This is a genomic window from Microbispora sp. H10670 (genome assembly GCF_014161385.1).
Taxonomy (GTDB): Bacteria; Actinomycetota; Actinomycetes; order Streptosporangiales; family Streptosporangiaceae; genus Microbispora; species Microbispora triticiradicis.
In genome coordinates this window covers 36,131-62,865 of record NZ_JABBWW010000033.1, presented here as the reverse complement: position 1 = coordinate 62,865, position 26,735 = coordinate 36,131, and the positions used below count along the sequence as shown (strand labels likewise).

Below are 26,735 nucleotides of genomic sequence, written 5' to 3'. Positions count from 1 at the left end.
GACTCCGCCACCGAGATCGGCACCTCCAAGGTCAACGCCGACCTCGCCCTGCGCACCCCCGTCGACGTCGCCGCCGGCGAATACCACTCCACCCTCACCCTCTCCCTCTTCAACCAGTCCTGACCCATCCGGGAACATCCCGACCGGAGGCAGGAACGGACCGCCCCAGTGCAAACGTCCGGAACGTGTGCGAGTCTGACTCAACGTTCCGGACGTCCGCATTGAGACAGGAGACACCTCTGTGACCAAGAGCCGTTCGCGGGGCGCCATCGCCCTCCTGGCCGTGCTTCACGCTGTCGGCGCGACCGTCTTGGTCGCCCTGGTGGGATTCGCCACCCCGGCGAGCGCCGACACCACCTGGTCGGTCGTGCCGGCCGACACCAAAGGCCCCGACGGCCGCAGCGTCATCGACATCGACCTCGCCGGCGGACAGCAGGTGACCGAGCACATCGCGGTCATCAACCGCTCCACCCAGCCGGTCGACTTCGCCATCGACGCCAACGACGGTTATCTGACCGCCAAGGGCTACTTCGACATGCGGCCGTCGGACGCCAAGCCGACCGACGGCGGTTCGTGGATCGAGATCCCCGACAAGGTGACCATCGAGGGCGGAGCCACCGCCGTCGTGCCCGTCAAGGTCTCGATCCCCCAGAACGCGACGCCGGGAGACCACCCCGCGGGGGTCACCGCGTCCATCGACACCATCTCCGGCCAGGTGCGGGTCCAGAACCGGGTGGGCGTCCGGCTGAACATCCGGGTGACCGGCAACTACGTGGCCAAGGTCGCCGTGACCGATCTGCGGGCCGACTACCACTGGTCGTGGAACCCCTTCGCCCCGGGTACGGTCGACGTGAGCTACACCCTCGCCAACGTCGGCAACGTCCGGCTGGCGCCGGACGCCCGGGTCCTGACGTCCACGCTCGTGGGCGAGAGCAGCTGGGACGACAAGTCCGAGGCCAAGGCCAGGGAGATCATGCCGGGCGGCAGCCGCACGTTCAGCGCACGGGTGACCGGCGCCTGGCCGATGGGATCGATCGACACGACGATCATGGCGATCCCCGCTCCCGCGGGTAAGCCGCTCCCGGGCATCACCGCCGAACGGGTGGCGAGCGGCACCTCGCTGTGGGCGCTGCCGTGGCCACAGCTCGCCCTCCTCGTCTTCCTCCTCCTTGTCGTGCTCGCCGTCCGGATATCGGCTGTCCTGCGCCGCAGGCGCATCCAGAAGCTGCTCCTCCTCAACGGCACGCCGCTCAAGGCGTGAGCGCCCGGCGCGTCCACGGCCTCTCCCCGACCCCGACCACGACCAGACCACGACCAGACCACGACCACGACCACGACCCGAAACGACTTCGAGACGACCCCTGAGACAACCTGAAGGGCAGCACCACTCGTGAACAAGACACTGCGCCACGCCGTGACCCTGCTGCTGGCCGGGCTCGTGCTGGTGCTCGGCGCATCGGCGGCCGCCGCCGACAACGGACCGATCAAGCTGGAGGTGATCGGTGACGGCGGCCACAACGTCAACGTGCTGGCCACCTGGAAGAAGAACGGCCAGCCCGTCGAGGAGGTCGTCGAGGCGACGCTGACCGCCACGTCGGCCGACGGCCGTTCCTTCGGGCCCGTGCAACTCAGGTCCGCGTCCGAGGGCCAGAACGTCTACCAGCCCGCGGAGCCGCTGCCGAACGGCGAGTGGAACGTCACCGTCACGGCGACCAAGCCTTCCAAGGCACGCGCGACGACGAAGGTGACGGCGAAGGACCTCGCGGCCTCGCCGATGGCCGCGGCCGAGGCGCTCACCCGCGACAGGGCGGCCGTGGCGGACAGCGGCGACTCGACGGACTCCCTGCTCAAGATCGGGGTCATCGTCCTGGTGGCGGTCCTCGCCCTCGGTGCCTTCGCCGTGATCATGCGTCGCAGGGGGCTGTACGCCCGGCGCTGACCTCGGCTGAGACGGCCCTGTCGTCGAGCCCTCCCCTGTGCCCGGCACCACGTTCGGAGGGCCGTGGTTCCGGGCAGGAAGGGCATCGACGAGCGGCCGAAGGACTGGGGCATGGACGATTTCCGCATCGAGCACGACTCCATGGGCGAGGTGCGGGTGCCCGCCCGTGCGAGGTGGCGGGCGCAGACGCAACGCGCGGTGGAGAACTTCCCCGTGTCGGGCCGGGGCCTGGAGCCCGCCCACATCGCGGCGCTGGCCCGCATCAAGGCCGCCTGCGCGAAGGTCAACGCCGAGTACGGCGTGATCGACGAGGACATGGCGCGGGCCGTCCGGGACGCGGCCGCGGAGGTCGCCGAGGGCCGCTGGGACGACCAGTTCCCCGTGGACGTCTTCCAGACCGGGTCGGGCACCTCCTCCAACATGAACATGAACGAGGTCGTCGCCACGCTCGCACAGGAGCGGCTGGGCCGTCCCGTCCACCCGAACGACCACGTCAACGCCGCCCAGTCGTCGAACGACGTCTTCCCGTCCTCCATCCACGTCGCGGCGGCGTACGCGGTGGTGCACGAGCTCACGCCGGCGCTGGAGCACCTGGCCACGGCGCTGGAGGAGAAGGCGGCGGAGTTCGCCGACGTGGTGAAGTCGGGCCGCACGCACCTGATGGACGCGACGCCGGTCACGCTCGGCCAGGAGTTCGGCGGCTACTCCACCCAGATCGAGCTGGCCCTCGAACGGCTGCAGGCCGCGCTGCCGCGCCTGGCCGAGCTGCCGCTGGGCGGCACGGCGGTGGGCACCGGGGTGAACGTGCCGGGCCCCGGGTGGGCGCAGGCGGTGATCGGCGAGCTGAGCCGGGAGACCGGACTGCCGTTCACCGAGGCCAGGGACCACTTCGAGGCGCAGGGCGCGCGGGACGGCCTGGTCGAGCTGTCGGGCGTGCTCAAGGTGATCGCCGTCTCTCTCAACAAGATCGCCAATGACCTGAGGTGGATGGGGTCGGGCCCCCGGGCCGGGCTCGCCGAGATCAATCTCCCCGACCTCCAGCCGGGATCGTCGATCATGCCGGGGAAGGTCAACCCGGTGATCCCCGAGGCCGTCACGATGGTGGCCGCCCAGGTCGTGGGCAACGACGCGGCGGTCACGATGGCCGGGGCCTCGGGCGCGTTCGAGCTGAACGTCATGCTGCCCGTGATGGCGCGCAACGTGCTGGAGTCGATCCGGCTGCTGGCGAACGTCTCCCGGCTGCTCGCCGACCGCTGCGTCAGCGGGATCACCGCCAACGTGGACCGCCTCCGCGAGTACGCCGAGTCGTCGCCGTCCATCGTCACCCCGCTCAACCGGTACGTCGGGTACGAGGAGGCCGCGAAGATCGCCAAGCAGGCGCTCAGAGAGCGCCGGACGATCCGGGAGGTCGTCATCGAGCGCGGCCACGTGGCGAGCGGCGCGCTGACCGAGCAGCAACTCGACGAGGCCCTCGACGTCCTCTCGATGACCCGGCCCACATAGGAGGCCGGAGATCTATGTCGCCGGCCGCCATGTGCCTCGCCCGATGTGGTTCCTATCGTGAGGCAGCATGAGCCTTGAAGGCCGTACGGCCCTGGTCACCGGCGCGGGGAGCGGCATCGGCCGGGCGTGTGCCCGCCGCCTGGCCGCCGAGGGCGCGCACGTCGTCGTCGCGGACGTCAACGCCGAGGCCGCGGGCAAGGTGGCCGCCGAGATCGGCGGGACGCCGGTGACCGTCGACCTCTCCGATCCGGAGTTCCTGGTGGCCTGGCGGGGTCAGCTGCCGCCGTCGCCGGACACCCGCCTGCGGGCCGACATCGTGGTGAACAACGCGGGGTTTCAGCATGTGGCCCCGATCGAGGAGTTCCCGCCCGAGATCTTCAGCGCGATCATGCGGGTGATGGTCGAGGCGCCGTTCCTGCTCGCCCGGGCCGTGCTGCCGGGCATGTACGAGCGCGGCTGGGGCCGGATCGTCAACATCTCCTCCGTCCACGGCCTGCGGGCCTCGCCGTACAAGGCGGCGTACGTGACGGCCAAGCACGCGCTGGAGGGCCTGTCGAAGGTGATCGCCCTGGAAGGGGCGGCCCACGGGGTGACCTCCAACTGCGTCAACCCCGCCTACGTGCGCACGCCACTGGTGGAGAACCAGATCGCCGACCAGGCGCGTACGCACGGGATCGGCCCGGACGAGGTCGTGGAGCAGATCATGCTCGCCCCGGCGGCGATCAAGCGGCTGATCGAGCCGGACGAGGTCGCCGAGATGGTCGCCTACCTGTGCGGGCCGGCGGGGTCGTTCGTCACCGGCGCGTCCATCCCCATCGACGGCGGATGGAGCGCCCGCTGACCACTCCGGCCCCGGCGTCCGCGGAGGGCGCCCGCGCGTACCTCGACCTGCTCGCGCGGGAGGCGTCGGCGCTCGAGTTCGAGGGCCCGATCCTCCAGGCCCGGGCGGCCGGCGCCGACGCGGCCACGCTGGAGGAGCTGGAGCAGGCCAAGGTCGCCGCGCTGAAGGTGCGGGCGATGCTGCGCCGGCGGGCCCGGCGGGAGGCCGAGCTGTCGGCGCTGTTCGACACCGCGGGCGACCTGGCCGGGCTGCGCGACCTCGACGCCGTGCTGGAGGCGATCGTCCACCGGGCCAGGCAGCTGCTCGGCACCGACATCGCGTACATGACGCTGAACGACCCCGAGCGCGGCGACACCTACATGCGGGTGACCGACGGGTCCATCTCGGCCGACTTCCGGCGTCTGCGCCTGGCGATGGGCGCCGGGCTCGGCGGGCTGGTGGCCCAGACGGGCACGCCGTACAACACGGCCGACTACTTCGCCGACCCGCGCTTCCGGCACACGACGACCATCGACGGCGCGGTCCAGGAGGAGGGACTGGTCGCGATCCTCGGGGTGCCGCTGCGGCTCGGCCCCCAGGTGATCGGGGTGCTGTTCGCGGCCAACCGCAGCGCCCGGCCGTTCGCCCAGGAGGAGGTCGCGCTGCTGTGCTCGCTGGCGGCGCACGCGGCCGTCGCCATCGACACCGCCCGGCTGCTGCAGGAGACCCGCGCCGCGCTCGCCGAGCTGAGCGGGGCGAACGCGGTGATCAGCGCGCACAGTCAGGCGATCGAGCGGGCCGCCGACGCGCACGACCGGATGACCGGGCTGGTGCTGCGCGGCGGCGGCGTGGAGGACGTCGCCGCGGTGGTCACGGAGGTGCTGGGCGGACGCCTGACCGTGCTGGACGACGAGGGCCGCCCGCTGGTCGGCGAGGCCCGCGAGCTCGACGCGGGCGTCTTCGACGCCGCCCAGTCGTCCCGCGCGCTCGGCCGCACGGTCAAGCGCGGCGACGCGTACGTCGCCTCCGTGGACGTCGGGGCGGCGCCGCTGTGCACGCTGGTGCTGCGGACGGACCGGCCGGTGTCCGACACCGACCAGCGCATCCTGGAGCGCGCCGCGCTCGTCACCGCCCTGCTGCTGCTGTTCCGGCGCAGCGTGGCCGAGGCCGAGGGGCGGGTGCGCGGGGAGCTGCTCGACGACCTGGTCTCCCGGCCCGAGCTGCGCGGGCTGCGCGACCGGGCGCGGCGGCTCGGCGTCGACCTCGACGCGCCGCACGTGCTGGTCGTGGCCCGGCACGACGGACAGCGGGAGCGGGCCGCCTTCTGGGCCTCGTCGCAGGCGACGCTCGCCCACGGCCTGGCCGCGGCGCGGGGCGACGAGGTGGTGCTGCTGCTGCCCGGCGACCGGCCGGGTGCGCTGGCCCGGCGCGTCGCGGCCGAGCTGACCGCCTCGCTCGGGCGGCCGGCGACGGCCGGGGCCGCCCCCGCCGCCGGCCCGGGTGCCGACTCGGTTGCCGGTCAGACCGGTGAGGCCGGTGGCAGGCCGGTGACGTCGGTCGCCGCGGCCTACGCCGAGGCGCGGCGCTGCGCCGGCGCGCTCGTGGCGCTGGGCCGTACGGGTGACGGCGCGAGCGCCGAGGAGCTGGGCTTCGTGGGCCTCCTGGTCGGCGAGCGGCGCGAGGTGGCGGGTTTCCTCTCCGGAGTGCTCGGGCCGGTCCTCGACTACGACGCGCGGCGGGGCACCGCCCTGGTGACGACGCTGACCGCCTACTTCGGCACCGGCGGCTCGCTGTCGCGCACGGCCGAGGCGCTGCACATCCACGTCAACACGGTCACCCAGCGGCTCGACCGGGTGGGGCAGCTGCTGGGCGTGGACTGGCAGGAGCCCGACCACGCGCTGGAGATCCAGCTCGCCCTGCGGCTGCACCGGCTCAGGACCCACATGCCCGACGCGTGAGGTGTGTGGAACCACCCCATAGGAGTGACCCCGGTCACTGCGTACCGTGGCGGCACCCCCCATCGGAGGAGTTCCCATGGCACACACCCCACCTGCCCGGATCGGCAAGGTCGTCGGGGCCAGCCTGGTCGGCACCACGATCGAGTGGTACGACTTCTTCCTCTACGGCTCCGCCGCGGCCCTGGTCTTCAACAAACTGTTCTTCCCCACCTACGACGAGCGGGTCGGCACGCTTCTCGCGTTCCTCACCTACGCCGTCGGCTTCGTCGCCCGGCCCCTCGGCGGGCTCGTCTTCGGCCACTACGGCGACCGGCTCGGCCGCAAGCGGCTGCTCGTCATCAGCCTGCTGATGATGGGCGGCGCGACGTTCCTGATCGGCCTGCTGCCGACGTACGCCACCCTGGGCGTGGCCGCGCCCCTGCTGCTGACCCTCCTCCGCCTGGTGCAGGGCTTCGCCCTCGGCGGCGAGTGGGGCGGCGCGGTGCTGCTGGTCTCCGAGCACGGCGACCCCCGCAACCGCGGCTTCTGGGCGTCCTGGCCGCAGGCCGGCGCTCCCGGCGGCAACCTGATCGCCGTCGGCGTGCTGGCGCTGCTGGCCGCGGTGCAGCCGGACGACGCGTTCCTCGCCTGGGGCTGGCGGATCGCGTTCCTGCTGTCCGGCGTGCTCGTGCTGATCGGCCTGTGGATCAGGATCACGGTCACCGAGTCGCCGGTGTTCCAGGAGGCGCTGGCCCGTCAGGAGCCCGCGCCCTCCGCGCCCATCCTCGGGGTGCTGCGCCACCACTGGCGCGACGTGCTGGTGGCGATGGGCGCCCGGATGGCCGAGAACGTCTCCTACTACATCATCACCGCGTTCGTGCTCGTGTACGGCACCACCACCGCGGGCCTGCCCAAGGGCACCGTGCTCAACGCCGTGCTGATCGGCTCGGCGATCCACTTCGTCACGATCCCGCTGTGGGGCGCGCTGTCCGACCGGCTCGGCCGCCGGCCGGTCTACCTGCTCGGCGCCGTAGGTGTGGGCCTGTGGGCCTTCGCGTTCTTCCCGCTGATCGACACCAAGAACTTCGCGTTGGTCACCGTGGCCGTGACGGTCGGCCTGGTGCTGCACGGCGCGATGTACGGCCCGCAGGCGGCGTTCTTCTCGGAGCTGTTCGCCACGCGGATGCGTTACTCGGGCGTGTCGATCGGCTACCAGCTCGCCTCGATCGCGGCCGGCGGTGTGGCCCCGCTGATCGCGGTGGCGCTGCTCGACGCGTACGGATCGAGCGTGCCGGTCTCGGTCTACGTGGTCGTGGCGGCGGTGCTCACCGTGGTCGCGGTGGTCGCCTCCAGGGAGACCCGCGACCGCGACCTGTCGGCGATCGAACCGGCCTCCGGCGCCGCCCGGGCCGCTGTCATCACGAAAGAGGCCTGATGCGAGGGAAAGACATGATGTGGCGCGGGCGTCTCGCCGGCCTGGCCGCGCTGACGGCGGCCCTGCCCCTCGTGGCCGCCGCCCTTCCCGCCCGGGCCACGCCGCCCGGGACGTGCCCGGCGGTGACCGTGCCGGGCGCGGAGAAGCAGGTGACCGCCTGCCTGGCCGACCTCACCACGAAGGGCACCCTGGCCTCCGGCCACACCGACCAGGCGGACTGGTCGGGGCTCAACTCGGCCGGGGCCGTCAACCCCTCCGGCGTCCCCGGCACGCAGATCGACGGCTACTTCCCCGACACCTCGAAGGGGAACACCAACCACGGCTGGAACCACGACGCGCAGTTCGTGATCCGGCTGCCCGAGCGGTGGAACGGCGGCCTGGTGGTCGCCGGGTCGCCCGGCAACCGGGAGACCTACGCCAACGACTTCACGATCTCCGACTGGGCGCTGGCGAAGGGCTACGCGTACGCCGCGACCGACAAGGGCAACACCGGCCCGACGTTCTACCGCGACGGCGTACGGCCCGGGGACGCGGTGGCCGAGTGGAACCGCAGGGTCGGCGAACTGGCCGTCGCCGCGAAGGCCGTCGTCCGGCAGCGGTACGGCAGGCCGGCCCGCACGACGATCGCGGCCGGCCAGTCGAACGGCGGCTACCTGGTCCGCTGGCAGATCGAGAACCGCCCCGACCTGTTCGACGGCGGCGTCGACTGGGAGGGCACGCTCTTCACCCCCGAAGGCCCCAACCTGCTGACGTTCCTGCCGTCCGCGCTGCGCGCGTACGCGAAGGGCGACACCGCCGGGATCGCGGCGGCGGGCTTCGCCCCCGAGTCCGACTTCCTCTGGCCGTTCCATTACCAGTACTACTGGGACTTCACCCAGCGCGTCTTCCGCGAGGAGTTCGACCCCGCCTACGACGGCGACACCGAGGCGGGCACGCCGTTCTGCGCCTCCGGCACGCCCGGCTGCGACACCGACTACGACTACGCCTCCCGGCCCGCGGCCGTGAAGCAGGCGATGGCGCGGGTGAGCCTCACCGGGAAGATCAAGAAGCCGCTGGTCATCGTGCACGGCACCCTGGACGCGCTGCTGCCGATCCGCGTGGATTCCGACGTCTACGCCAAGATGATCGCCGACCGGCACCGCGACCGGCTGCTCCGCTACTACCGGGTCGAGGACGGCACCCACGTCGACAGCCTCTACCCCGCCTTCCCCGACCGGCTGCGGCCTCTGCTGCCCTGCTTCCGCAGCGCGTTCACCGCGCTGGAGGCGTGGATCGGCAGGGGCACGACACCGCCTCCGAGCGCCACCCTGCCCCGCCCGGCCACGGGCGATCTCGAGAACACCTGCACACTGGGAGCAACACCATGACCCTGCCCGTCACGGCCGAGCGGATCCGCACGGACCGTCTCACCCTGAACGTCCTGTCCGTACCCGGGACGTCGGGCGAGCCGGTGCTGTTCGTGCACGGCAACGTCTCCTGCAGCGCGTTCTGGCGGTCCACGATGACCTCGCTCGGCGAGGGGTTCCGGCCGTACGCGGTGGACCTGCGGGGGTTCGGCGGCTCCGATCCCGAGCCGGTGGACGCGAGCCGGGGCGTGCGCGACTACTCCGACGACGTGCTCGCGCTGCTCGACCGGCTCGGGCCCGTGCACCTCGTCGGATGGAGCCTCGGCGGCGGGGTGGTCATGCAGGTCCTGCGCGACCGGCCGGCGGCGGTCCGCAGCCTGACGCTGGTCAACCCCGTCTCGCCGTACGGCTTCGGCGGCACGACGGGCGTGGACGGCACGCTCAACTCGCCCGACGGCGTGGGCTCGGGCGGCGGCGGGGCCAACCCCGAGTTCGTGCGGCTGCTGCGGGAGGGTGACCGCTCGGACGGCTCCCCGCTCTCGCCCCGGTCGGTGCTGCGCGCCACGTACGTCGCGCCCGGCACCGACCTCGGCGAGGAGGAGGACGCGTTCGTCGAGTCGATGCTGTCCACCCGGGTGGGCGACGACCACTACCCCGGCGACTTCCTGCCCTCCGACGTCTGGCCGAACCTCGCGCCCGGCAAGCGCGGCGTGCTCAACTCGATCGCGCCGACGAACTTCCGGATCGACGACCTGCACGAGATCGACCCCAAGCCGCCGATCCTGTGGATCAGGGGCGACCAGGACGTGATCGTGTCGGACACCTCGCTGTTCGACCTCGCGCATCTCGGCGCGATCGGGGCCGTGCCCGGCTGGGACGGCACGCCCGCCCAGCCGATGGTCGCCCAGACGCGGGCCGTCCTGGAGCGCTACGGCGCCTACCGCGAGGTGGTCATCGAGGGCGCGGGCCACGGCCCGCACCTGGACCGGCCCGCCGAGTTCCGCGCGGCCCTGCTCGCCCACCTGCGGGGCTGATCCCCTTTTGGTCCCCGGCCGGTCCGTTCAGCGGCGGTCGCGCAGCACCCGTACGGCGAGGCGGCGCAGCGGCGAGGGCGCCCGCGGCGGGGTTCCGGCGGGCAGGACGGACGCCTGCCCGCCGCGGCGGATCGTCAGCCCGAACAGCAGGTCGACGTCCTTCTGCCCGATTCGCAGGGCGGGCCGCCAGAGGCCGGGGCCGAGGCAGTCGTCGCCGCCGAGCCGGCTCACCGGCACCCGCGCGACGAGCTGCCCGGCCACCCGGCCGGGAATCCCCGGCTCGACCAGCGCGGGCACGACCATGCTGCGCCCGCGCCCGTCCTGCTCGCGCAGCACCAGCTCGGCCGGCGGGCCGCCGCTCGGCGGCACGTACGGCACGGGTACGACGACGAAGACGTGCCCCTCCTGCCGGGCCACGGTGGCCCGGGACGAGACCAGCGCGATCGACTCGGGGAACGACCTCGGCTCCACGCACACGCCCAGCTCGCCGCGTTCCGACCAGCACGGCACGACCAGCCGCCCGGGCTCCCCGGCGAGGGCGCCCGCGCAGCTCATCGGATGCGTGGGGCGGACGATCCGGGCCCGGCCCCCCGGCAGGCCCCGCAGCCGCACGTGGATCTCCCACAGCCCGGCGGGCAACGACCGGCCGAGAGCCGCCGAGCCGACGTCGAGGCGCGCCTGGCCGTTCACCCAGACCCGCGCCTGCCCCTCACCGGCCGCCCGCCCCCGGCCGCCCGCCGCCTGATCCGCCGCCGTTCCCTCGCCCACCGTCCCTTGGCCCACCGTCGCCTCGCCCACCGTCGCCTGGCCGACCGAGCAGTCGACCGGCAGGGCGTATGTCACCCCGGTCTCCGCATGCCGTACGCAGACCTCCACCCGCGCCCGGCGCACCGCCTCGGTCATGTCGGCCTCCTCGTCGCCGAGCAGCCCGTCGAGCAGTCCCTCCAGGGCCGCCGGCGGCGTCCACAGCAGCCGGTCGCCGCGCTGGCGCAGCCAGAGCGGGCTCCCGCCCGGCCGCAGCACCTCGACGCTCAGGTCGAGCAGGAGCGCGCCCCGGTCCCAGCGGAGCCCGCGCAGTTCCGCGCTGATCCCGGTGCCCCGCGACGCCTCGGCGAGGGCGAGCAGCGCGTCGAGCCGGTCCTGCCGCAGCAGCGCCGTACGGGCGCGCAGGTGCGCGGGCAAGTGGACGTCGAGCTCCGGGGGAAACCGGTCGAGCGTGAACCGGCGCAGGAAGGAGAACAGGACCATCCGCTCCTCGGGCTCCGCGGCGAGGAAGCGCGGCCCCGCGAGACGGCGCAGCCCGAGCGCCCGGTACCAGTGGGCGTGGATCCGCCGGCGCTGGGATCCCGGCTCGGTGCAGGCGTCCACCACGTCGAAGACCGCGTTCAGCCCGTCGAAGAGCGCCTCGGCGTCGAGCCGCTCCTCCCCCGCCGTGCCCGGCGCGGCCGGGCCGAGATGGCAGCAGATCTCATCGGACAGCACCGCGACCACCTTCGCGGCGAGGTACGCCCGGGTCACGAAGGCCTGCTCCGACAGCGGCCGGTCGGCGAAGCGGAGCTGACAGGTCTCCAGGAACTCCCGGCTGAACAGCTTGTGCGCGGTGGGCAGCGCGAGGAGGTGGTCGCGCAGCACGTCCGCCCGGTCGTGGTCGCCCGCGAACGCGGCCGGGGGCGGTCCGCCGTCGGCCAGCCTGCCGATCAGGACGTCGGCGTCGGTCTCCACGGCCCGGTCGTACATCCGCTCCAGCGCGTGCGGCTCCAGCCTGTCGTACTGGCCGAGCAGGTAGACGTACTCGCCGCGGGCCACGGACAGGCCGACGTTGCGCCCGCGCGCGGGCGAACCGGTGTGGTCGAGGTGCAGGACCCGCACGTTGCCGCGCTGCCCGGCGATGGCGTCGAGCCGCCTGCGGGTCCCGTCCGTCGACCCGTCGTCGGCGAAGACGACCTCGTACTCGTCCGGCGGCAGCGACTGCTCCAGCACCGAACGCACGGCGGCACCGAAGTCGTCGTTCGAGAGCCCGGGGTTGGACACGGGCATAACCACGCTGACCTTCACACCCATGAGGCCAAGGGTGCAGCGCGGGCGCCGCCGGACGCGCGGGCTTGCCGAAGGATCGACCAACCCTGACCAGAGTTTCGCGGAGCCGCCCGGTGGCTCAGTACCAGCCGGTGGACTGGGAGTGGGCCCAGGCGCCGCAGGGCGTCTTGTAGCGGCCGGCGATGTAGCCGAGCCCCCACTTGATCTGGGTGGCGGGGTTGGTCTGCCAGTCGGCGCCCGCGCTCGCCATCTTGCTGCCGGGGAGCGACTGGGGGATGCCGTACGCGCCGCTGTAGCGGTTCATGGCCCGCTCGTTCCAGTGGCTCTCCCTGTCCCACAGCTTCTCCAGGCAGCCCCACTCGCCGCCCCAGCCGCGCGCCTCGGCCATCTGCTTGCCGAGGGCCTTGTTGCTGCCGGGGTCGGGGGTCGAACCGGGCGGGAAGTTCGCGGGCGGCAGGCCGGCGCCGCCGGGGGCCTTCTCCACGATGTCGACGGGGTCGAGGACCTTCGAACGGTCGCGGGCCTTCTCCAGCCGGTCCTTGCGCAGGGCCTGGACCGCGTTCTCCTTCAGCGTGTCGGCCTCGGGGTCGGGCTTGGCGGGGTCGAGGGCCAGGAAGTCGCCCGGCTCCAGGGGCTTTACGGGCGCGTTGGCGTGGTCGACGGCCGTACGAACCGTGTAGAACGTCCCCCCCGCGAGCACGGCCACCGAGACGCCGAGGATCGCGATCCGCTTGGGTGTCAGCCAGCCGGGGCCGGAACGGCCGTTTCCGCCCCGTCGGGACCGGGAGGCGCGGGGGCGATCCTTCAACTGCTGACCAGAGCTCACGGCCAATGAGCTTGCCCTGTCCCGGGGGGTGGTCCGCAACCGAATCGTGGTACCTGTTTGGTGACGTCTTGACCCCACCACCGATCACATGCGCTTTCCCCGCCGGTGTGATTTTGGTCACACCTCGTCTCGTGACAACCCGGCATCGATATTGGGACGAATAGGGGAATCATTGTGTACGTCGCATAATGACCAGGTGGCAGGCATTCTCCTGGTCGAAGACGACCCTTCGGTCCGCACCGGGCTCGAACTCGCGCTCACCCGGCAGGGCCACGCGGTGACCGCGTACGCCACGGGCGAGGAGGCGCTCGACCACATACGCACCCGGCGTCCCGAGATCGCGATCCTCGACGTCATGCTGCCGGGCATCGACGGCGTGGAGGTGTGCCGCCGCATCCGCAGGCTCGACCCCCTGCCGATCATCCTGCTCACCGCCCGGGGCGACGACCTCGACGTGGTGGTCGGGCTGGAGGCCGGCGCGGACGACTACGTGGTCAAGCCGGTCGAGCCCCGCGTGCTGGACGCCCGCATCCGGGCCATCCTGCGCCGGCTGGAGTCGGCCTCGCCCGACCGGCTCGTCTTCGGCGACCTGGTGATCGACCGCGGCGCGCTGAAGGTGAGCCTGGCCGGCCGGGAGATCCACCTCACCCCGACCGAACTGCGCCTGCTGCTCGAACTCGTCCGCCGTCCCGGCCAGGTCCTCACCCGCCGCTATCTCCTGCGCGCCGTCTGGGACCACACACACGTGGCCGACTCCCGGCTGGTCGACGCCTGCGTGCAGCGCATCCGCGCCAAGGTCGAACCGGTGCCCGCCGACCCCGTCTACATCCACACCGTGCGCGGCTTCGGATACCGCTTCAGTCCGCCATGACCTGGCTGCCCTCGGGGTTGCGGGGGCGGCTGGTGATCACCTTCCTGCTGGTGGCGGTCACCGCCTCCGCCGTCGTCACCGGCCTCGGATACCAGATCGTCCGCCGCGGCCTGCTGGACCGCGCCGAGCGGGGCGCGGTCGCCGACGTGCGCGAGACGCTGTCCAGGACCACCCTGCCGATCGGAGTGAGCGACGTGGTCTGGCCGAGCGACACCACCGTCACCGAGGACGACCTCGGCCAGGTCGTGCACGCGCTGGAGGCGCCGGAACGCACCGTGATCGTGACGTACGGCCGGCTCCTGCGGACCAGTTCCGGCTTCGAGTTCACCATCGCCGACGTGCCCCGCCGGCTGCGCGAGCAGGCGGCCGGGCGGCTGGTCCACCAGCGGGTGCTCCTCAGGCGCCGGCCGTGGCTGATCGTGGCCACGCAGATCCAGCGGGAGACCGGCCAGGGGGTGGTGCGGCCGACCGGCCTGACGGCGTACGTGTTCGTCCCCCTGTCGGAGGAGGACGCCGTCCTCTCCCGCCTGCGGACGGCCCTCGCGCAGGCCGGGGGGATCACCCTCGTCCTGGCGCTGACCCTGGCCCTGCTGTCGGCCCGGCGCGTGCTGCTGCCGGTGCGCCGGCTCGGCGCCGCCGCCCGCGCGCTCGGCTCGGGCGACCTCCACGTCCGGCTGCCCGTACGCGGCAGGGACGAACTGGCGGAGCTGACCGCGACGTTCAACGAGACGGCGGCGGCGCTGGAGGAGACGGTCGGCGAGCTGCGGACGCTGGAGTCGATGTCGCGCCGGTTCGTCGCCGACGTCTCCCACGAGCTGCGCACCCCGCTGACGGCGATGACGGCGGTCACCGACATGCTCTCCGAGGACGCCGAGAACCTGCCGGACGACGCCGGGGAGGCCGTCCGGATCGTCGTCCGCGAGATCGGCCGCCTCCGGGTGCTGGTCGAGCACCTCATCGAGATCAGCAGGCTGGACGCGGGCGCCGCCAGGCTCCACCGGGAGACCGTCGACGTGGGCGACGCCCTGGCGGACTGCCTGGAGGTGCGGGGCTGGGCCGACAAGGTGAAGCTCACCGTGCCCGTCGGCCTCACCTTCTCGCTGGACATCCGGAGGTTCGACGTGATCGTGGCCAACCTCGTCGGCAACGCGCTCAACCACGGCGCGCCGCCGGTCGTGGTCACCGCCCGGGTGCGCGTCCGCCCCGACGCGTCGAGGGGCCTGGAGGTGACCGTGCGCGACCACGGGAAGGGCATCCCCGAGCACGCCCTCCCGCACGTCTTCGAGCGCTTCTACAAGGCGGGCGCCGACCGTGCTCGGAGCGTGGGCAGCGGCCTCGGCCTGGCCATCGCCAGGGCCAACGCCGAGTTGCACGACGGCTCGGTCACGGCGGAGCGCCGCGAGCCCGGCATCCTCTTCCGGCTGTGGATCCCCACGCCATGACCGGTATCGGACACGGCCGGGGACGGCGGGCCGGGGCGGCGGGCCTGCGCACAACCCTGCGCACGACCATGCTCACCACCCTGATCACGGCCCTGCTGGCGGCCTCCGCGGCCTGCGGGGTCGGGCCGAGCGAGGTGGTCGACGCCGGCCCGGCGCCGGCCATCAGCGGCACCCCGACCCTCGTCACGATCTACCTGCTGCGGGACGGCAAGCTGCGGCCCGCCCGCGTCGCGGCGCGGTCCGCGCACGTCAACGACGTCCTCGACGCGTTGTTCAAGGCGAGCGGACGGCCCGCGAACCGCCTGTCCACCGCGCTGACCGGGCTTTCGCCGGCCCAGACGCAGCTCGTGAGGTACTCGCCGTACGAGGGCAGCCGCAACGACCCGGACAGCACGCTGAGCCTGCGCGTGCGCCTGTTCGTCAGCGGATGGAAGATCTCCAGGGCGGCCATGGCCCAGATCACCTGTACGGCCCGGCTGAGCCCGGAGGTCTGGGCCGTGGAGATCGCCCACGTGGCTCCCGGCAGGAACGGGCGGCTGAAGGCCCACACCTGCCGGGAGTACTGGGACCTGGCCCCCGAGGACGGCCAGCTCCCACCCTGACGGGGATCAGAGCGTGATGTTCTCCAGCATCTCGGTCACCAGGGCCGCGATCGGCGACCGCTCGGACCGGGTCAGCGTGATGTGGGCGAACAGCGGGTGGCCCTTCAGCTTCTCCACCACCGCGAGCACGCCGTCGTGCCGGCCCACCCGCAGGTTGTCGCGCTGGGCGATGTCGTGGGTGAGCACGACCCGGGAGTTGGCCCCGATGCGGGACAGCACGGTCAGCAGCACGCCGCGCTCCAGCGACTGCGCCTCGTCCACGATCACGAACGCGTCGTGGAGGGAACGGCCGCGGATGTGGGTCAGCGGCAGGACCTCCAGCATGCCCCGGTCGATGACCTCCTCGATGACCTCCGGAGTCGTCACCGCGCCCAGCGTGTCGTAGACCGCCTGGGCCCAGGGGCCCATCTTGTCGTTCTCCGTGCCGGGGAGGTAGCCGAGCTCCTGGCCGCCCACGGCGTACAGGGGACGGAAGACGATGATCTTGCGGTGCTGGCGGCGCTCCAGCACCGCCTCCAGGCCCGCGCACAGTGCGAGCGCCGACTTGCCGGTGCCCGCGCGGCCGCCCATCGAGACGATGCCGACGTCGGGGTCCATCAGCAGGTCGAGCGCGATCCGCTGCTCGGCGGACCGGCCGTGCAGCCCGAAGACCTCCCGGTCGCCCCGGACCAGCCGTACCGACTTGTCCGGCATGACGCGGCCGAGCGCCGAGCCGCGGCTCGACAGCAGCCGCAGACCGGTGTGGCACGGCAGGTCGCGCGCCTCGTCGATGTCGGCGGTGCCCGCGTCGAAGAGCGTGTCCATCTCCTCGGTGGTGACCTGGAGTTCCGCCATGCCGGTCCAGCCCGACTCGACCACCATGCCCGCGCGGTACTCCTCCGCGCAGAGGCCGATGGACGCGGCCTTGACCCGCATCGGCAGGTCCTTCGACACCAGCACCACGTCCGCGCCCTCGGCCGCGAGGTTCTGGGCGACGGTCAGGATGCGGGTGTCGTTGTCACCCAGGCGGAACCCCGCCGGGAGGCAGGATGGATCACTATGGTTCAACTCGACCCGGATGGTCCCGTCGCCGATCGGCATGGGCTCATCCAGCCGTCCATGCCGCACTCTGAGGTCATCGAGGAAGCGGAGCGCCTCCCGGGCGAAGTAGCCGAGCTCCGGGTGGTGACGCTTGGCCTCCAGTTCCGTGATGACGACGATCGGGACGACGACCTCGTGCTCGGCGAAGCGGCTCAGCGCCGCCGGGTCGGCGAGCAGGACGGAGGTGTCCAGAACGTAGGTGCGGGATGTGGACGGGTTGCTCGAGGACACTGCCACGCGTTCTCCCCCGGGCGCCTGAGGCCGGCGCCCTGCCTTGACTGGTGGTGACCGGACCGGGCCCGTGACCTGCGAAGGCAGACCGGGTCTCCGGCCCTCCCCGCATGGTGGTCGCGCAAGGACGGGCCCTCTCCCGAGGTGGTGACCGCCGATCCTCTCGACGGCCGCTCAGCTACCACGGTACGTAACGAAAGTCCCCAGCCCAATAGGTTTAGGCAGGTTAAAAGGCGCTGGTCACGTACCGTCTCAGGAGCCGTACCGACGGTGTCGCGCGGCGTACGAGCGGAGCGCCCGCAGGAAGTCGACTCTGCGGAAGTCAGGCCAGTAGGCCTCGCAGAAGTAGAACTCGGAGTGGGCGCTCTGCCAGAGCAGGAATCCGGAGAGTCGCTGCTCTCCCGAGGTCCGGATGACGAGGTCGGGGTCGGGCAGGCCGCGCGTGTAGAGATGCTCCGCGATGTGCTCCACGTCGAGGACCTCGACGAGGTCCTCGATGCTCGCGCCCTTGCTGGCGTGCTCCTGGAGGAGGGAGCGCACCGCATCAGCGATCTCACGCCTTCCTCCATACCCAACGGCAACGTTCACAATCAGGCCGGGGCGATGCGATGTGGTTTCTTTCGCGTGTTTGAGGACACGAGCCGTGTGATCGGGCAGAAGGTCCAGCGATCCCATCGGGTTGACGTGCCAGCCCTGGTCCACGAGATCCTGCACGAGGTTCTCGATGACCTGGAGCAACGGCCCCAGCTCGGCCTTGTCCCTGGAGAGGTTGTCGGTGGACAGCAGCCACAGCGTGACGTAGCCGACCCCGGCCTCCCGGCACCACCCGAGCAGCTCGGAGATCTTGTCGGCGCCCTTCTGGTGGCCCCGGCTGACGTCGTGCAGGCCCATGGCCCGCGCCCACCTGCGGTTGCCGTCGACGATGACGCCGACGTGCCGGGGAATCCGAGCGGAGGACAGCTTCCCTTCGAGCCTGCGCTCGTACAGCTTGTACACGAGATCGCGCATGCTCATGCGACCCTCTTCCTCACGACCGGTGGGGGGTTCGGTCACCAATTATCGCGGGCGGCGCGGCGTGCCCCGCCCGCTCTCCTCCGGCTTCCCCGGCGCGCGGGCCGTACGCGGGAGTCAGCCGAGCCGCTCGACCAGGGCGTGGTACTCGTCCCACAGCTCCTTTGGCATGTGGTCGCCGAACGTCTCGAAGTGGGGCGGGATCAGCGCGGCCTCCTCACGCCACACCTCGGGGTCGACGCCGAGCAGAAGCTCCATGTCCCCGGGCGCGATGCCGAGGCCCTCGGTGTCGATCGCGTCCGGCACGTTGCCGATCGGCGTGGGCACGGCGCCGGCCACGCCGTTCAGCCGCTCGACGATCCACTTGAGCACCCGGCTGTTCTCGCCGAAGCCGGGCCACAGGAAGCGGCCGTCCGCGTCCTTGCGGAACCAGTTCACGTAGTAGATCCTGGGCAGCTTCTCCGGGTCGGCCGACTCGCCGACGCCGATCCAGTGCGCGAAGTAGTCGCCCATGTTGTAGCCGCAGAACGGCAGCATCGCGAACGGGTCGCGGCGCAGCTCGCCGACCCTGCCCTCGGCCGCCGCGGTCTTCTCCGACGCCACGTTGGCGCCCAGGAAGACCCCGTGCCGCCAGCTCAGCGACTCGGTCACCAGCGGCACGGCGGTCGCCCTGCGCCCGCCGAACAGGATGGCCGAGATCGGCACGCCGGCCGGGTCCTGCCACTCGGGGGCGATCGTCGGGCACTGCTCGGCCGGGGTGGTGAACCGGGCGTTCGGGTGGGCGGCGGGCTCGCCCGACCCGGGCGTCCAGTCGCGGCCCTTCCAGTCGGTGAGGTGCGCGGGCGGCTCGTCGGTGAGGCCCTCCCACCAGACGTCGCCGTCGTCGGTCAGCGCGACGTTCGTGAAGACGCTGTTGCCCCACAGCGTCTCGATCGCGTTGGCGTTCGTCGTCTGTCCGGTCCCGGGCGCGACGCCGAAGAAGCCGGCCTCCGGGTTGATCGCGTACAGCCGGCCGTCGGCGCCGAAGCGCATCCAGGCGATGTCGTCGCCGATCGTCTCGACCTTCCAGCCCGGGATCGTGGGCTGGAGCATGGCGAGGTTGGTCTTGCCGCAGGCCGACGGGAAGGCGGCCGCGATGTACCGCGCCTCGCCCTCCGGCGGAGTGAGCTTGAGGATCAGCATGTGCTCGGCCAGCCAGCCCTCGTCGCGGGCCATCACGCTGGCGATCCGCAGCGCGTAGCACTTCTTGCCCAGCAGCGCGTTGCCGCCGTAGCCCGAGCCGTACGACCAGATCTCGCGGGTCTCCGGGAAGTGGCTGATGTACTTGGTCCGGCTGCACGGCCACGGCACGTCGGCCTGACCGGGCTCCAGCGGCGCCCCCACCGAATGCACCGCCCTGACGAAGTCGCTGTGCTCATGGTCGCGCTTGCCGCGGCCCTCGTTGGCTCGTGCCTCGCTCTCTCGGGCCTTTCGCGCCGCTCCACGCTCCTCGATGAGGCGCAGCGCCTCCTCGCCCATCCTCGTCATGATCCGCATCGACACCACGACGTACGGCGAGTCGGTGATCTCGACGCCGAGCTGGGAGAGGTCGCCGCCCAGGGGGCCCATGCAGAACGGCACGACGTACATCGTCCGGCCCCGCATGCAGCCCCGGAACAGCGTGGCGAACGTCTCGCGCATCTCGTCCGGCGCGATCCAGTTGTTGGTCGGGCCCGCGTCCTCCTCGCGCTCCGAGCAGATGAACGTGCGGTCCTCCACCCGGGCGACGTCGCCCGGGTCCGAGGCCGCGTAGAAGCTGTTGGGACGCTTGGCGAGCCGCCGGAAGGTGCCCTGGTCGACCAGAAGGTTGGTCAGGCGCGTCCACTCGGCCTCCGAGCCGTCGCACCATTCGACGCGGTCCGGCTGGGTCAGCTCCGCGATCCGGCTCACCCAGGCCGCCAGATCGCTGTGAGTGGTGGGCGTCGGCACATCTACTGAAATGGACACGGGGGCGGCTCCTTAATCTCTCAGGGCCAGAGCGTCATTCGCGGCGAACGGCCCCCGAAGCCGATTGGAGTAGACCATCGCGTTTCCACTCCCGTGCAATTCGGTGCCATTCTCCATCACGGCCCCCGACGGTATCCGCCCAGGCAGGGGCCGTGATGTTGTGCGACCTTACCCACTCGGGCCCTGTCGAAAAAACGTCTTTCCCCTCCTTACCCGCCTCACCGGCGTTACACATTGGTATAGACCGATCGCAATGGTTTAGACCTCTGCGCAAATTGGTTCAGTCCAATCCGCCGGGACCCTCCGCCCTGACCCGGTCGACGTGCTGGAGGGCATCGCGCAGGTCAGCGAGCCAGTTGTCGGTGTGCTTCCCGACCAGCCGGACACACCAGGCCAGCGCGTCGCTGCGGCTGCGCGCCACACCCGCGGCGACCAGGGTGTCCAGCACCTGCCGCTCCGGCTGGCGCAGGCGGGTCATGACCGGCACGGAAAGAGTGGTGAACATCACTGTCTCGCCACCGGCGACGACCCCCCAGGACACCTTGCGCCGGAAGCGGTGCTCGGCCTCCCGGGCGATCTCGATCCTGCGCTCGCGGGTCTCCTCGCGGAACCGTTCGACGTATCCCTCGACGGCCGCGGCCCGTTCGAGGTCGGGCAGCCCTTCGGCCACCGACAGCGGCGGCAGGGTCCCGAGCACGGTGATCTCCTCACGGTCCACCACGACCTCCGGCCGGCCGGCGAACCACGTCTCCGGCAGGCGGCCGGCGAACCACGCCTTCAGTTGTTCTTCTGCATCCATGTAATCAAGATTACAACGCTGCTCAGTCTAAGATCTGGATTGACAGATACTAGTTTTTGACAGTTACTATCAATTCATGGCATCTCTCACTTCTCGCTGGTGGGCGCTCGGCGCCCTCGTGCTGAGCGTCCTGGTCATAGGGATGGACGCGACGGTGCTCAACGTGGCACTGCCGACGCTGGCGGCCGACCTGGGCGCCACGACCGGCGACCTGCAGTGGATCGTGGACGCGTACCTGGTTCCGTTCGCCGCGCTGATGCTTCCTGCGGGGGCGCTCGGCGACCGCTTCGGCCGCAGGCGGCTGCTACTGGCCGGGCTCGCGGCCTTCGGGGTCGCGTCGGTGTTCGCGACGTACGCGAACGGCACCGGCGCGCTGATCGCGGCCCGCGCGCTCATGGGCGCGGGCGGCGCGCTGATCATGCCGCTGTCGACCTCGATCCTGCCGGTGGTCTTCGGCCCGCGTGAGCGGGGCCGCGCGATCGCCGTCTTCACCGCCGCCCTGGCCCTCGGCCTGCCCCTCGGCCCCATCGTGGGCGGCTACCTGCTCGACCGCTTCTGGTGGGGCTCGATCTTCCTCGTCAACATCCCGGTGGTCGTCGTGGCGGCGGTCGCGGCGGCCGTGTTCATCCCCGAGTCCCGTGACCCCGCCGCGCCCCGGACCGACGTTCCCGGCGCGCTGCTGTCGGTGACGGGCCTGGCGGCACTGGTGTACGGCGTCATCGAGGCGCCGGCCCGCGGGTGGGGCGACGTCCGCGTCCTCGCCGGCCTGGCGGCCGGGGTGGTGCTGCTGGCGGCGCTCGTCCGGGTCGAGGCCCGCGTCCGCAGGCCGATGCTGGACGTCGGGCTGTTCCGCAGCCGGGTCTTCGTGTGGGGCGCGGCCGGCGCCACGTTCGTCAGCCTCGGCATGTCGGGCGTGCTGTTCGTCGTCCCCCAGCACCTGCAGGCCGTGCTCGGCCACGACGCCTTCGGCACCGGCGTACGGGTGATCCCCATGGTGGCGGGGCTCATGCTCGGCGGCCTGGCCGGTGAGCGGCTCACCGCCCCCCTCGGCCTGCGCGTGGTGATGCCGGCGGGCCTGGTCGTGCTCGCCGCCGGCTTCGTCCTGGGCGCGACGACCTCGGTGTCCTCCGGGTACGGGTTCGTCGCGGCCTGGCTGGCCGTCCTCGGCGCGGGGGTGGGCCTGGCCATGGTCCCCGCCATGGACGGCGTGCTCGCCCTGCTGCCGCAGGAGCGCTCGGGCTCGGGCTCGGCGACCCTGCAGACCGTCCGGCAGGTCGGCGGCGCGCTGGGCGTGGCCGGCCTGGGCAGCGTGCTCTCCGCGGCGTACGCCTCCGGGCTGCCCGCCGGGGTCCCGCGGGCGGCGGACGACTCGATCACCGCCGCCGTGGCCCTGGCCGCCCGTACGGGCGACGCGGCGCTGCTGTGGGCCGCCCGCGAGGCGTTCGTCGACGGCATGGACCTGGTCCTGCTGCTGTGCGGGGGCGCGTCCGCGGCCGCCGCCGTCCTGGTGGCCGTCTTCCTGCCGGGGAACACGGCCAGGAGCGGAAAGACGGCAGAATCGGGGCATGAGCTCACCACAGCGCGCTGACCGGAACTCCGCCGCCTCCGCCAGCGCTGTCACGAGCCTGCGCGAGCGCAAGAAGGCCAAGACCCGCCGGACCATCCAGGAGGAGGCCCTGCGGCTGTTCGCCGAACAGGGCTACGAGGCCACGACGGTCGAGCAGATCGCGGAGGCCGCGGAGGTCTCCCCCAGTACGTTCTTCCGGTACTTCCCCACCAAGGAAGACGTGGTCATCCAGGACGACTACGACCCGATGCTGCTGGAGGCCATCAGGGCCCAGCCGCCGGACCTGCCCCCGCTGACCGCCCTGCGCGCCGCGTTCCGCACCGCCTTCGAGTCGATCGGCCCGGAGGAGCTGGACCAGATGCTCGCCCGGATCAAGCTCACCACCTCCGTGCCCGCCCTGCGGGCGCGGACCGTGGAGGGACTGTTCGCCACGATCGAGCTGCTCGCGGCCGCCATGGCGGAACGCTCCGGCCGCGATCCACGCGGCCCCGCCGTACGGACGCTCGCTGGGGCGGTCCTGGGAGTCATCCTCACGGCCCTGTTCGGCTGGGTGGAGCAGGACGGCAGGACGCCGCTGCTCGTCCTGATCGACGAGGCGCTCGGCTACCTGGAGGCCGGTCTGCCGGTCTGATCGGGCGCCACCCGCAGGACGATCTTCCCCTGGATGTGCCCGCGCTCCGCCCGTTCGTGCGCCTTCGCGGCCTCGGCGAGCGGGAAGACCGAGTCGACGCCCACGCGCAGCCGGCCCTCTTCCAGCAGTCGTGCCAGCTCGGCCAGCTGCCCGCCGTCCGAGTGGACCTGGCCGCGCCGGAAGGAGATGCCCAGATCGGCCACCCGCTTCCGGTGGTACTCGGCGTGGAAGATCGGGCTGATCACGCCTCCGCGCCGCAGCACCGGCAGGAACCGGTGGGCGTCCGGCCCGCCCACGGTGTCGATGAGGACGTCCACGTCCCGCACCTCGTCCTCCACCCGCGTGGTGGTGTAGTCGAGGAACTCGTCCACCCCCAGCTCGCGCAGGAACGTCTCGTGCCGTCCCGAGGCGACCCCGATCACGTACGCGCCCTTGATCCTGGCGAGCTGGACCGCGAAGTGGCCGACCCCGCCGGCGGCGCCGTTGACCAGCACCCTGCGGCCCTCGTCGAGCTTGATGTGATCGACGATGAACTGGTAGGCGGTGAGGCCCGCCATCGGCACGCCGGCCGCCTCGACGTGGCCGAGCGAGGCCGGCTTGCGGGCCAGGTGCGACGCGGGCGAGGTCGTGTACTCGGCATAGCCCTTCCCCCCGTTCTCCAGGGAGGGGAAGCGCACGAGGCCGAACACCTCGTCGCCCTCCCGCCACTCGGTGACGCCGTGGCCCACGGCGGCGACCGTCCCGGAGACGTCCGAGCCCGGCGTGTACGGCAGAGGGAGCGTGGGCCGTATGTCCTCGGGGATGCCGGCGAAGCCCCGGCGGGCGTACCAGTCGGGCGGGTTCACGCCGGCCGCGTGGACGCGGACGAGCACGTCTCCGGGCCCCGGCTCGGGGCGGGGAAGCTCCTCCACCGTCAGAACGCCGGGTTCGCCGGTCCGGTGCATGCGGACGGCCTTCATCGCGGGCATCGATCCTCCTGGAGGGACGATTCGGAGCGGTGCTCCAGATAATAAGCGGAGCACCGCTCCGCATGTCAACGCCCCAGATACCGGGGTGCGAGGATCGACGCATGACGGACCGGCAGCAGCGCGCGGACGCGCGGCGCAACCACGGGCGCATCCTGGAGGTCGCCAGGATCGTCGTGGAGGAGCAGGGGACGCAGGCGTCGCTGCGCGACATCGCGCGCCGTGCCGAGGTCGGCATGGGCACCCTCTACCGGCACTTCCCCACCAGGGAGGCCCTCCTGGAGGCGTTGCTGCGGCAGCGGTTCGACCACCTCGCGGCCAGGGCGGGAGAACTGGCCGGCGGCGGCGACCCGCACGCGGCACTGCTGGAGTGGCTGCGGGAGTTCGTCGACGGAGCGGCCGCCTACCGCGGCCTGTCCGCCTCGATGATGACCACGATCGGCGACGAGAGCTCTCCCCTGCACGCGTCGTGCGCGGCGATGCGGGAGGCCGCGGGACGGCTGTTGCGGCGCGCCCAGGACGACGGCCGCATCCGGCCGGACGTGACGAGGATCGACCTGTTCGCCCTGGTGAACGCCGTCGGCTGGATCGCCGAGCAGGCGCCGTCCCTCGCCGCCCGGCGGGATCACCTGTTCTCGCTCGTGATGGACGGCCTCGCGGCCGACGGGGTCAGCGGACCCGGGCGGAGACCTGAGGACTGACCCGGACGACTCCGGCGAGGTTCTTCGTGTAGACGTCCGCGATCTTCACGACGTCGCCGGTGTGCGGGGCGTGCAGCATCTTCCCGTTGCCCCAGTAGATGGCGACGTGCGAGATGTAGCCGGGGTTGGTCGGATCGTTGCGCCAGAACAGCAGGTCGCCCGGCTGCGCCTGCGACAGCGGCACCTGCGGCCCGGTGACCCACTGCTGGTACGTCACCCGCGGCATCCGCACGCCCGCCTGCGCGTACGCCCACTGCACGAGCCCGGAGCAGTCGAAGCTGTCGGGGCCCTCGGCGCCCCAGACGTACGGCCGGCCGAGCTTGCCGACGGCCGCCTCCAGCGCCACCTTGAGCTGGTCGGCGGACATGAACGCGGTCGACGGCCACACGGTGCGCCCCTTGGGCGTGACCACCACCGGGTTGATCGTGGCGACCTGGCTGCCCTTGGGCAGGATCTTCAGCAGGCTCCGGCGGAGCTTGGCCGAGTCGACCTTCGGCGCGCTCACGACGAGGGCGTTGCCGTCCGGGACGCCCAGCGCCGCCGCCGTGTTCTTCGAGACGATCGCGGCGATCGAGCCCATGCCGACCGTGGCGTACGCGCCGATGCGCAGGCGCCTGCCGCCGCCCTCGACGACGGACCCGAGCTTGACCCCGCCGTCGTGGCCGAGTTCGAACGAGACCGCCATGTCCCCGGCCGCGATGTTGCGCCACAGCCCGTCGGTGGCGGCCGTCACCTTCGGCGTGTACGCGCGGAAGGTGGACGGGTCGACGCCCATCGTCTGCACGCGCTTGCCGTCCACGGTCACGTCGGCGGCGCCGGTCACCTCGGCGTCCGCGACGCCCTTGACCCGGCGCACCCTCTCGACCAGTTCGGCGGGCAGCGGCTGGTCGGCCACCACGAACAGGTGCGGGCGGATCAGGCGCCCCAGCGGCGCCACCTGCGCCGACGGACTCTCCGACGGGCCCGCCGCCGGGTTCTGGGCCGTTCCGGGGGCCGTCCCGGCGTGGTCCTGCCGCGCCGCCGCCACGTAGCCGTGGGCCGTACGCCGCTGGGAGACCCCCGCGGTCGCATCGGGGTTCGCGGTGCCGGACGTGAGTTCGCCGAGCGCGAGGACGTCGGCCGCCAGCACGCACACGAGCAGCACGGCGATGAAGGGGACCGTCCTGCGCAGCCCGGCGGCCCGCCGTCCGAGGTTGTGCCGTCCGAGGTTGTGCCGGGGAAGCCGCGGCCGGTACGCCAGGTCCTGACGCGCCTCGAAGACCGCTACGGCGAGTTTCCTGCGGACACGGGTGGATAAGCGCGCTCGGCGTTCGAGCACGATCTCACCCCTTCCGCAGCGAATGCTTCGTTCCACGACGAGACTGCCGTACGGCCGGGAATAGCGCAATCGATTGCAGAATTCCCGGCCGGGGCGAAAAGGGACAAGACCCCTGGGTCGCGGCCCCTAGTTGCCGACGTACGGCACGGCCTCGAGGATCTCGACGGTGTTCTGCCTGCCGTTGGGCATCGTGTAGGTCGCCTGCTCGCCGACCTTCTTGCCGTTGATGGCGGACCCGAGGGGAGAGTTCGGCGAGTAGACGTCGATCGGAGCGCCGCTCTCCTCGCGGGAGGCCAGCAGGAAGGTGACCTCCTCGTCGTCGCCGTCGAAGCGGACCGTCACGGTCATGCCGGGTCCGACGATGCCTTCGGCGCGGGGAGCCTCACCGACCCTGGCGCTGTCCAGGATCTGCCGGAGGTGGAAGATGCGGGCCTCCATCTTGCCCTGCTCGTCCTTGGCGGCGTGGTAGCCACCGTTCTCCCTGAGGTCACCCTCTTCCCGGGCGGCTTCGATCTTCTTGGCGATGTCCGTGCGACCCGGGCCCGAAAGGTACTCGTACTCCTCCTTGAGGCGGTCGTACGCCTCTTGCGTCAGCCAGGTGACGTTGTCGTTCTGGGAGACGGCCACGGGCTCTCCTTGTTTCCGTAAGTGACT

At 72.1% G+C, this 26,735-nt stretch carries 23 protein-coding genes; 14 read left to right on the top strand and 9 right to left on the bottom strand.

Features of this window, described 5'->3' with window-relative positions; all coding sequences use genetic code 11:
- Positions 1-241: 241 nt before the first annotated feature.
- From HHX33_RS30900 to HHX33_RS30865, 8 genes are all read left to right on the top strand, one after another.
- Entirely contained in the window at positions 242-1,261 is a 1,020-nt protein-coding gene (locus HHX33_RS30900; protein WP_182877668.1) for a DUF916 domain-containing protein, read from the top strand.
- Between the two features lie 129 nt (positions 1,262-1,390).
- Positions 1,391-1,939 (top strand): hypothetical protein, encoded by a 549-nt coding sequence (locus HHX33_RS30895; protein ID WP_182877667.1) that lies wholly within the window; start codon positions 1,391-1,393, stop codon positions 1,937-1,939.
- Positions 1,940-2,050: 111 nt separating this feature from the next.
- Positions 2,051-3,442, top strand: coding sequence for a class II fumarate hydratase (locus HHX33_RS30890; RefSeq protein ID WP_182877678.1), 1,392 nt, complete (start codon positions 2,051-2,053; stop codon positions 3,440-3,442).
- Between the two features lie 67 nt (positions 3,443-3,509).
- Positions 3,510-4,283 (top strand): 3-hydroxybutyrate dehydrogenase, encoded by a 774-nt coding sequence (locus HHX33_RS30885; protein WP_182877666.1) that lies wholly within the window; start codon positions 3,510-3,512, stop codon positions 4,281-4,283.
- Entirely contained in the window at positions 4,268-6,220 is a 1,953-nt protein-coding gene (locus HHX33_RS30880) for a helix-turn-helix domain-containing protein (RefSeq protein ID WP_182877665.1), read from the top strand. The genes HHX33_RS30885 and HHX33_RS30880 overlap by 16 nt, the downstream gene beginning before the upstream one ends.
- A 76-nt stretch (positions 6,221-6,296) precedes the next feature.
- On the top strand, positions 6,297-7,634 hold the full coding sequence (locus HHX33_RS30875) for an MFS transporter (protein ID WP_182877664.1): 1,338 nt from the start codon (positions 6,297-6,299) through the stop codon (positions 7,632-7,634).
- Positions 7,634-9,001, top strand: coding sequence for a 3-hydroxybutyrate oligomer hydrolase family protein (locus HHX33_RS30870; protein ID WP_182877663.1), 1,368 nt, complete (start codon positions 7,634-7,636; stop codon positions 8,999-9,001). Before HHX33_RS30875 ends, HHX33_RS30870 begins: the two co-directional genes overlap by 1 nt.
- On the top strand, positions 8,998-10,014 hold the full coding sequence (locus tag HHX33_RS30865) for an alpha/beta fold hydrolase (RefSeq protein WP_182877662.1): 1,017 nt from the start codon (positions 8,998-9,000) through the stop codon (positions 10,012-10,014). The genes HHX33_RS30870 and HHX33_RS30865 overlap by 4 nt, the downstream gene beginning before the upstream one ends.
- Positions 10,015-10,041: 27 nt before the next feature.
- Here HHX33_RS30865 and HHX33_RS30860 read toward each other — a convergent pair whose 3' ends face one another.
- Both HHX33_RS30860 and HHX33_RS30855 read right to left on the bottom strand, forming a co-directional pair.
- Positions 10,042-12,075, bottom strand: coding sequence for a glycosyltransferase family 2 protein (locus tag HHX33_RS30860; RefSeq protein WP_182877661.1), 2,034 nt, complete (start codon positions 12,073-12,075; stop codon positions 10,042-10,044).
- A gap of 94 nt (positions 12,076-12,169) precedes the next feature.
- Positions 12,170-12,859, bottom strand: a complete 690-nt coding sequence (locus HHX33_RS30855; RefSeq protein ID WP_259403047.1) for a lytic transglycosylase domain-containing protein — start codon at positions 12,857-12,859, stop codon at positions 12,170-12,172.
- 214 nt (positions 12,860-13,073) lie between these two features.
- Here HHX33_RS30855 and HHX33_RS30850 point away from each other — a divergent pair, with 214 nt between their 5' ends.
- The 3 genes from HHX33_RS30850 to HHX33_RS30840 are packed head-to-tail and all read left to right on the top strand — an operon-like array spanning position 13,074 to position 15,792.
- Positions 13,074-13,748 carry a response regulator transcription factor gene (locus tag HHX33_RS30850; protein WP_117409270.1) on the top strand — a complete coding sequence of 225 codons (675 nt, stop codon included), beginning with the start codon at positions 13,074-13,076 and terminating at the stop codon, positions 13,746-13,748.
- Entirely contained in the window at positions 13,745-15,190 is a 1,446-nt protein-coding gene (locus HHX33_RS30845; protein WP_182877659.1) for a sensor histidine kinase, read from the top strand. Before HHX33_RS30850 ends, HHX33_RS30845 begins: the two co-directional genes overlap by 4 nt.
- Positions 15,187-15,792: a hypothetical protein gene (locus tag HHX33_RS30840; RefSeq protein WP_182877658.1), complete on the top strand. Its 606-nt coding sequence runs from the start codon at positions 15,187-15,189 to the stop codon at positions 15,790-15,792. The genes HHX33_RS30845 and HHX33_RS30840 overlap by 4 nt, the downstream gene beginning before the upstream one ends.
- A gap of 6 nt (positions 15,793-15,798) precedes the next feature.
- Here the strand turns inward: HHX33_RS30840 and HHX33_RS30835 are convergent, their stop codons facing one another.
- From HHX33_RS30835 to HHX33_RS30820, 4 genes are all read right to left on the bottom strand, one after another.
- Positions 15,799-17,109 carry a PhoH family protein gene (locus tag HHX33_RS30835; RefSeq protein WP_182877657.1) on the bottom strand — a complete coding sequence of 437 codons (1,311 nt, stop codon included), beginning with the start codon at positions 17,107-17,109 and terminating at the stop codon, positions 15,799-15,801.
- A 246-nt stretch (positions 17,110-17,355) separates the two neighbouring features.
- Positions 17,356-18,117 (bottom strand): isoprenyl transferase, encoded by a 762-nt coding sequence (locus HHX33_RS30830; protein ID WP_182877656.1) that lies wholly within the window; start codon positions 18,115-18,117, stop codon positions 17,356-17,358.
- Positions 18,118-18,231: 114 nt separating this feature from the next.
- Entirely contained in the window at positions 18,232-20,100 is a 1,869-nt protein-coding gene (locus HHX33_RS30825) for a phosphoenolpyruvate carboxykinase (GTP) (RefSeq protein WP_182877655.1), read from the bottom strand.
- Positions 20,101-20,380: 280 nt separating this feature from the next.
- Positions 20,381-20,899, bottom strand: coding sequence for a hypothetical protein (locus HHX33_RS30820; protein WP_182877654.1), 519 nt, complete (start codon positions 20,897-20,899; stop codon positions 20,381-20,383).
- A 76-nt stretch (positions 20,900-20,975) separates the two neighbouring features.
- Here HHX33_RS30820 and HHX33_RS30815 point away from each other — a divergent pair, with 76 nt between their 5' ends.
- Complete coding sequence (locus HHX33_RS30815; protein WP_182877653.1) at positions 20,976-22,487, top strand: DHA2 family efflux MFS transporter permease subunit; 1,512 nt, start codon at positions 20,976-20,978, stop codon at positions 22,485-22,487.
- The gene (locus HHX33_RS30810; RefSeq protein ID WP_182877652.1) at positions 22,465-23,097 is read left to right on the top strand and encodes a TetR family transcriptional regulator; all 633 of its coding nucleotides are present in this window, start codon (positions 22,465-22,467) and stop codon (positions 23,095-23,097) included. The genes HHX33_RS30815 and HHX33_RS30810 overlap by 23 nt, the downstream gene beginning before the upstream one ends.
- Here the strand turns inward: HHX33_RS30810 and HHX33_RS30805 are convergent.
- On the bottom strand, positions 23,070-24,065 hold the full coding sequence (locus HHX33_RS30805; protein ID WP_259403045.1) for an NADP-dependent oxidoreductase: 996 nt from the start codon (positions 24,063-24,065) through the stop codon (positions 23,070-23,072). The genes HHX33_RS30810 and HHX33_RS30805 overlap by 28 nt on opposite strands.
- A gap of 101 nt (positions 24,066-24,166) precedes the next feature.
- Between HHX33_RS30805 and HHX33_RS30800 the strand changes: the two genes are divergently transcribed.
- A complete protein-coding gene (locus tag HHX33_RS30800) occupies positions 24,167-24,763 on the top strand; it encodes a TetR/AcrR family transcriptional regulator (RefSeq protein WP_182877651.1) in 597 nt (198 codons plus the stop codon).
- Here the strand turns inward: HHX33_RS30800 and HHX33_RS30795 are convergent.
- Positions 24,732-26,081: a C40 family peptidase gene (locus HHX33_RS30795; RefSeq protein WP_310741601.1), complete on the bottom strand. Its 1,350-nt coding sequence runs from the start codon at positions 26,079-26,081 to the stop codon at positions 24,732-24,734. The genes HHX33_RS30800 and HHX33_RS30795 overlap by 32 nt on opposite strands.
- A 126-nt stretch (positions 26,082-26,207) precedes the next feature.
- Complete coding sequence (gene greA / locus HHX33_RS30790) at positions 26,208-26,708, bottom strand: transcription elongation factor GreA (RefSeq protein WP_117409279.1); 501 nt, start codon at positions 26,706-26,708, stop codon at positions 26,208-26,210.
- Between the last annotated feature and the right edge of the window lie 27 nt (positions 26,709-26,735).

Excerpts from the sequence above, each read along its gene's own strand:
- HHX33_RS30830 (WP_182877656.1), bottom strand. The coding sequence starts at position 18,117 with ATGAGCATGCGCGATCTCGTGTACAAGCTGTACGAGCGCAGGCTCGAA.
- HHX33_RS30810 (WP_182877652.1), top strand. The coding sequence starts at position 22,465 with ATGAGCTCACCACAGCGCGCTGACCGGAACTCCGCCGCCTCCGCCAGC.
- HHX33_RS30865 (WP_182877662.1), top strand. The coding sequence starts at position 8,998 with ATGACCCTGCCCGTCACGGCCGAGCGGATCCGCACGGACCGTCTCACC.
- HHX33_RS30800 (WP_182877651.1), top strand. The coding sequence starts at position 24,167 with ATGACGGACCGGCAGCAGCGCGCGGACGCGCGGCGCAACCACGGGCGC.
- HHX33_RS30815 (WP_182877653.1), top strand. The coding sequence starts at position 20,976 with ATGGCATCTCTCACTTCTCGCTGGTGGGCGCTCGGCGCCCTCGTGCTG.
- HHX33_RS30875 (WP_182877664.1), top strand. The coding sequence starts at position 6,297 with ATGGCACACACCCCACCTGCCCGGATCGGCAAGGTCGTCGGGGCCAGC.
- HHX33_RS30890 (WP_182877678.1), top strand. The coding sequence starts at position 2,051 with ATGGACGATTTCCGCATCGAGCACGACTCCATGGGCGAGGTGCGGGTG.
- HHX33_RS30860 (WP_182877661.1), bottom strand. The coding sequence starts at position 12,075 with ATGGGTGTGAAGGTCAGCGTGGTTATGCCCGTGTCCAACCCCGGGCTC.
- HHX33_RS30845 (WP_182877659.1), top strand. The coding sequence starts at position 13,745 with ATGACCTGGCTGCCCTCGGGGTTGCGGGGGCGGCTGGTGATCACCTTC.
- HHX33_RS30840 (WP_182877658.1), top strand. The coding sequence starts at position 15,187 with ATGACCGGTATCGGACACGGCCGGGGACGGCGGGCCGGGGCGGCGGGC.
- HHX33_RS30870 (WP_182877663.1), top strand. The coding sequence starts at position 7,634 with ATGCGAGGGAAAGACATGATGTGGCGCGGGCGTCTCGCCGGCCTGGCC.
- HHX33_RS30880 (WP_182877665.1), top strand. The coding sequence starts at position 4,268 with ATGGAGCGCCCGCTGACCACTCCGGCCCCGGCGTCCGCGGAGGGCGCC.
- HHX33_RS30820 (WP_182877654.1), bottom strand. The coding sequence starts at position 20,899 with ATGGATGCAGAAGAACAACTGAAGGCGTGGTTCGCCGGCCGCCTGCCG.
- HHX33_RS30805 (WP_259403045.1), bottom strand. The coding sequence starts at position 24,065 with ATGCCCGCGATGAAGGCCGTCCGCATGCACCGGACCGGCGAACCCGGC.
- HHX33_RS30885 (WP_182877666.1), top strand. The coding sequence starts at position 3,510 with ATGAGCCTTGAAGGCCGTACGGCCCTGGTCACCGGCGCGGGGAGCGGC.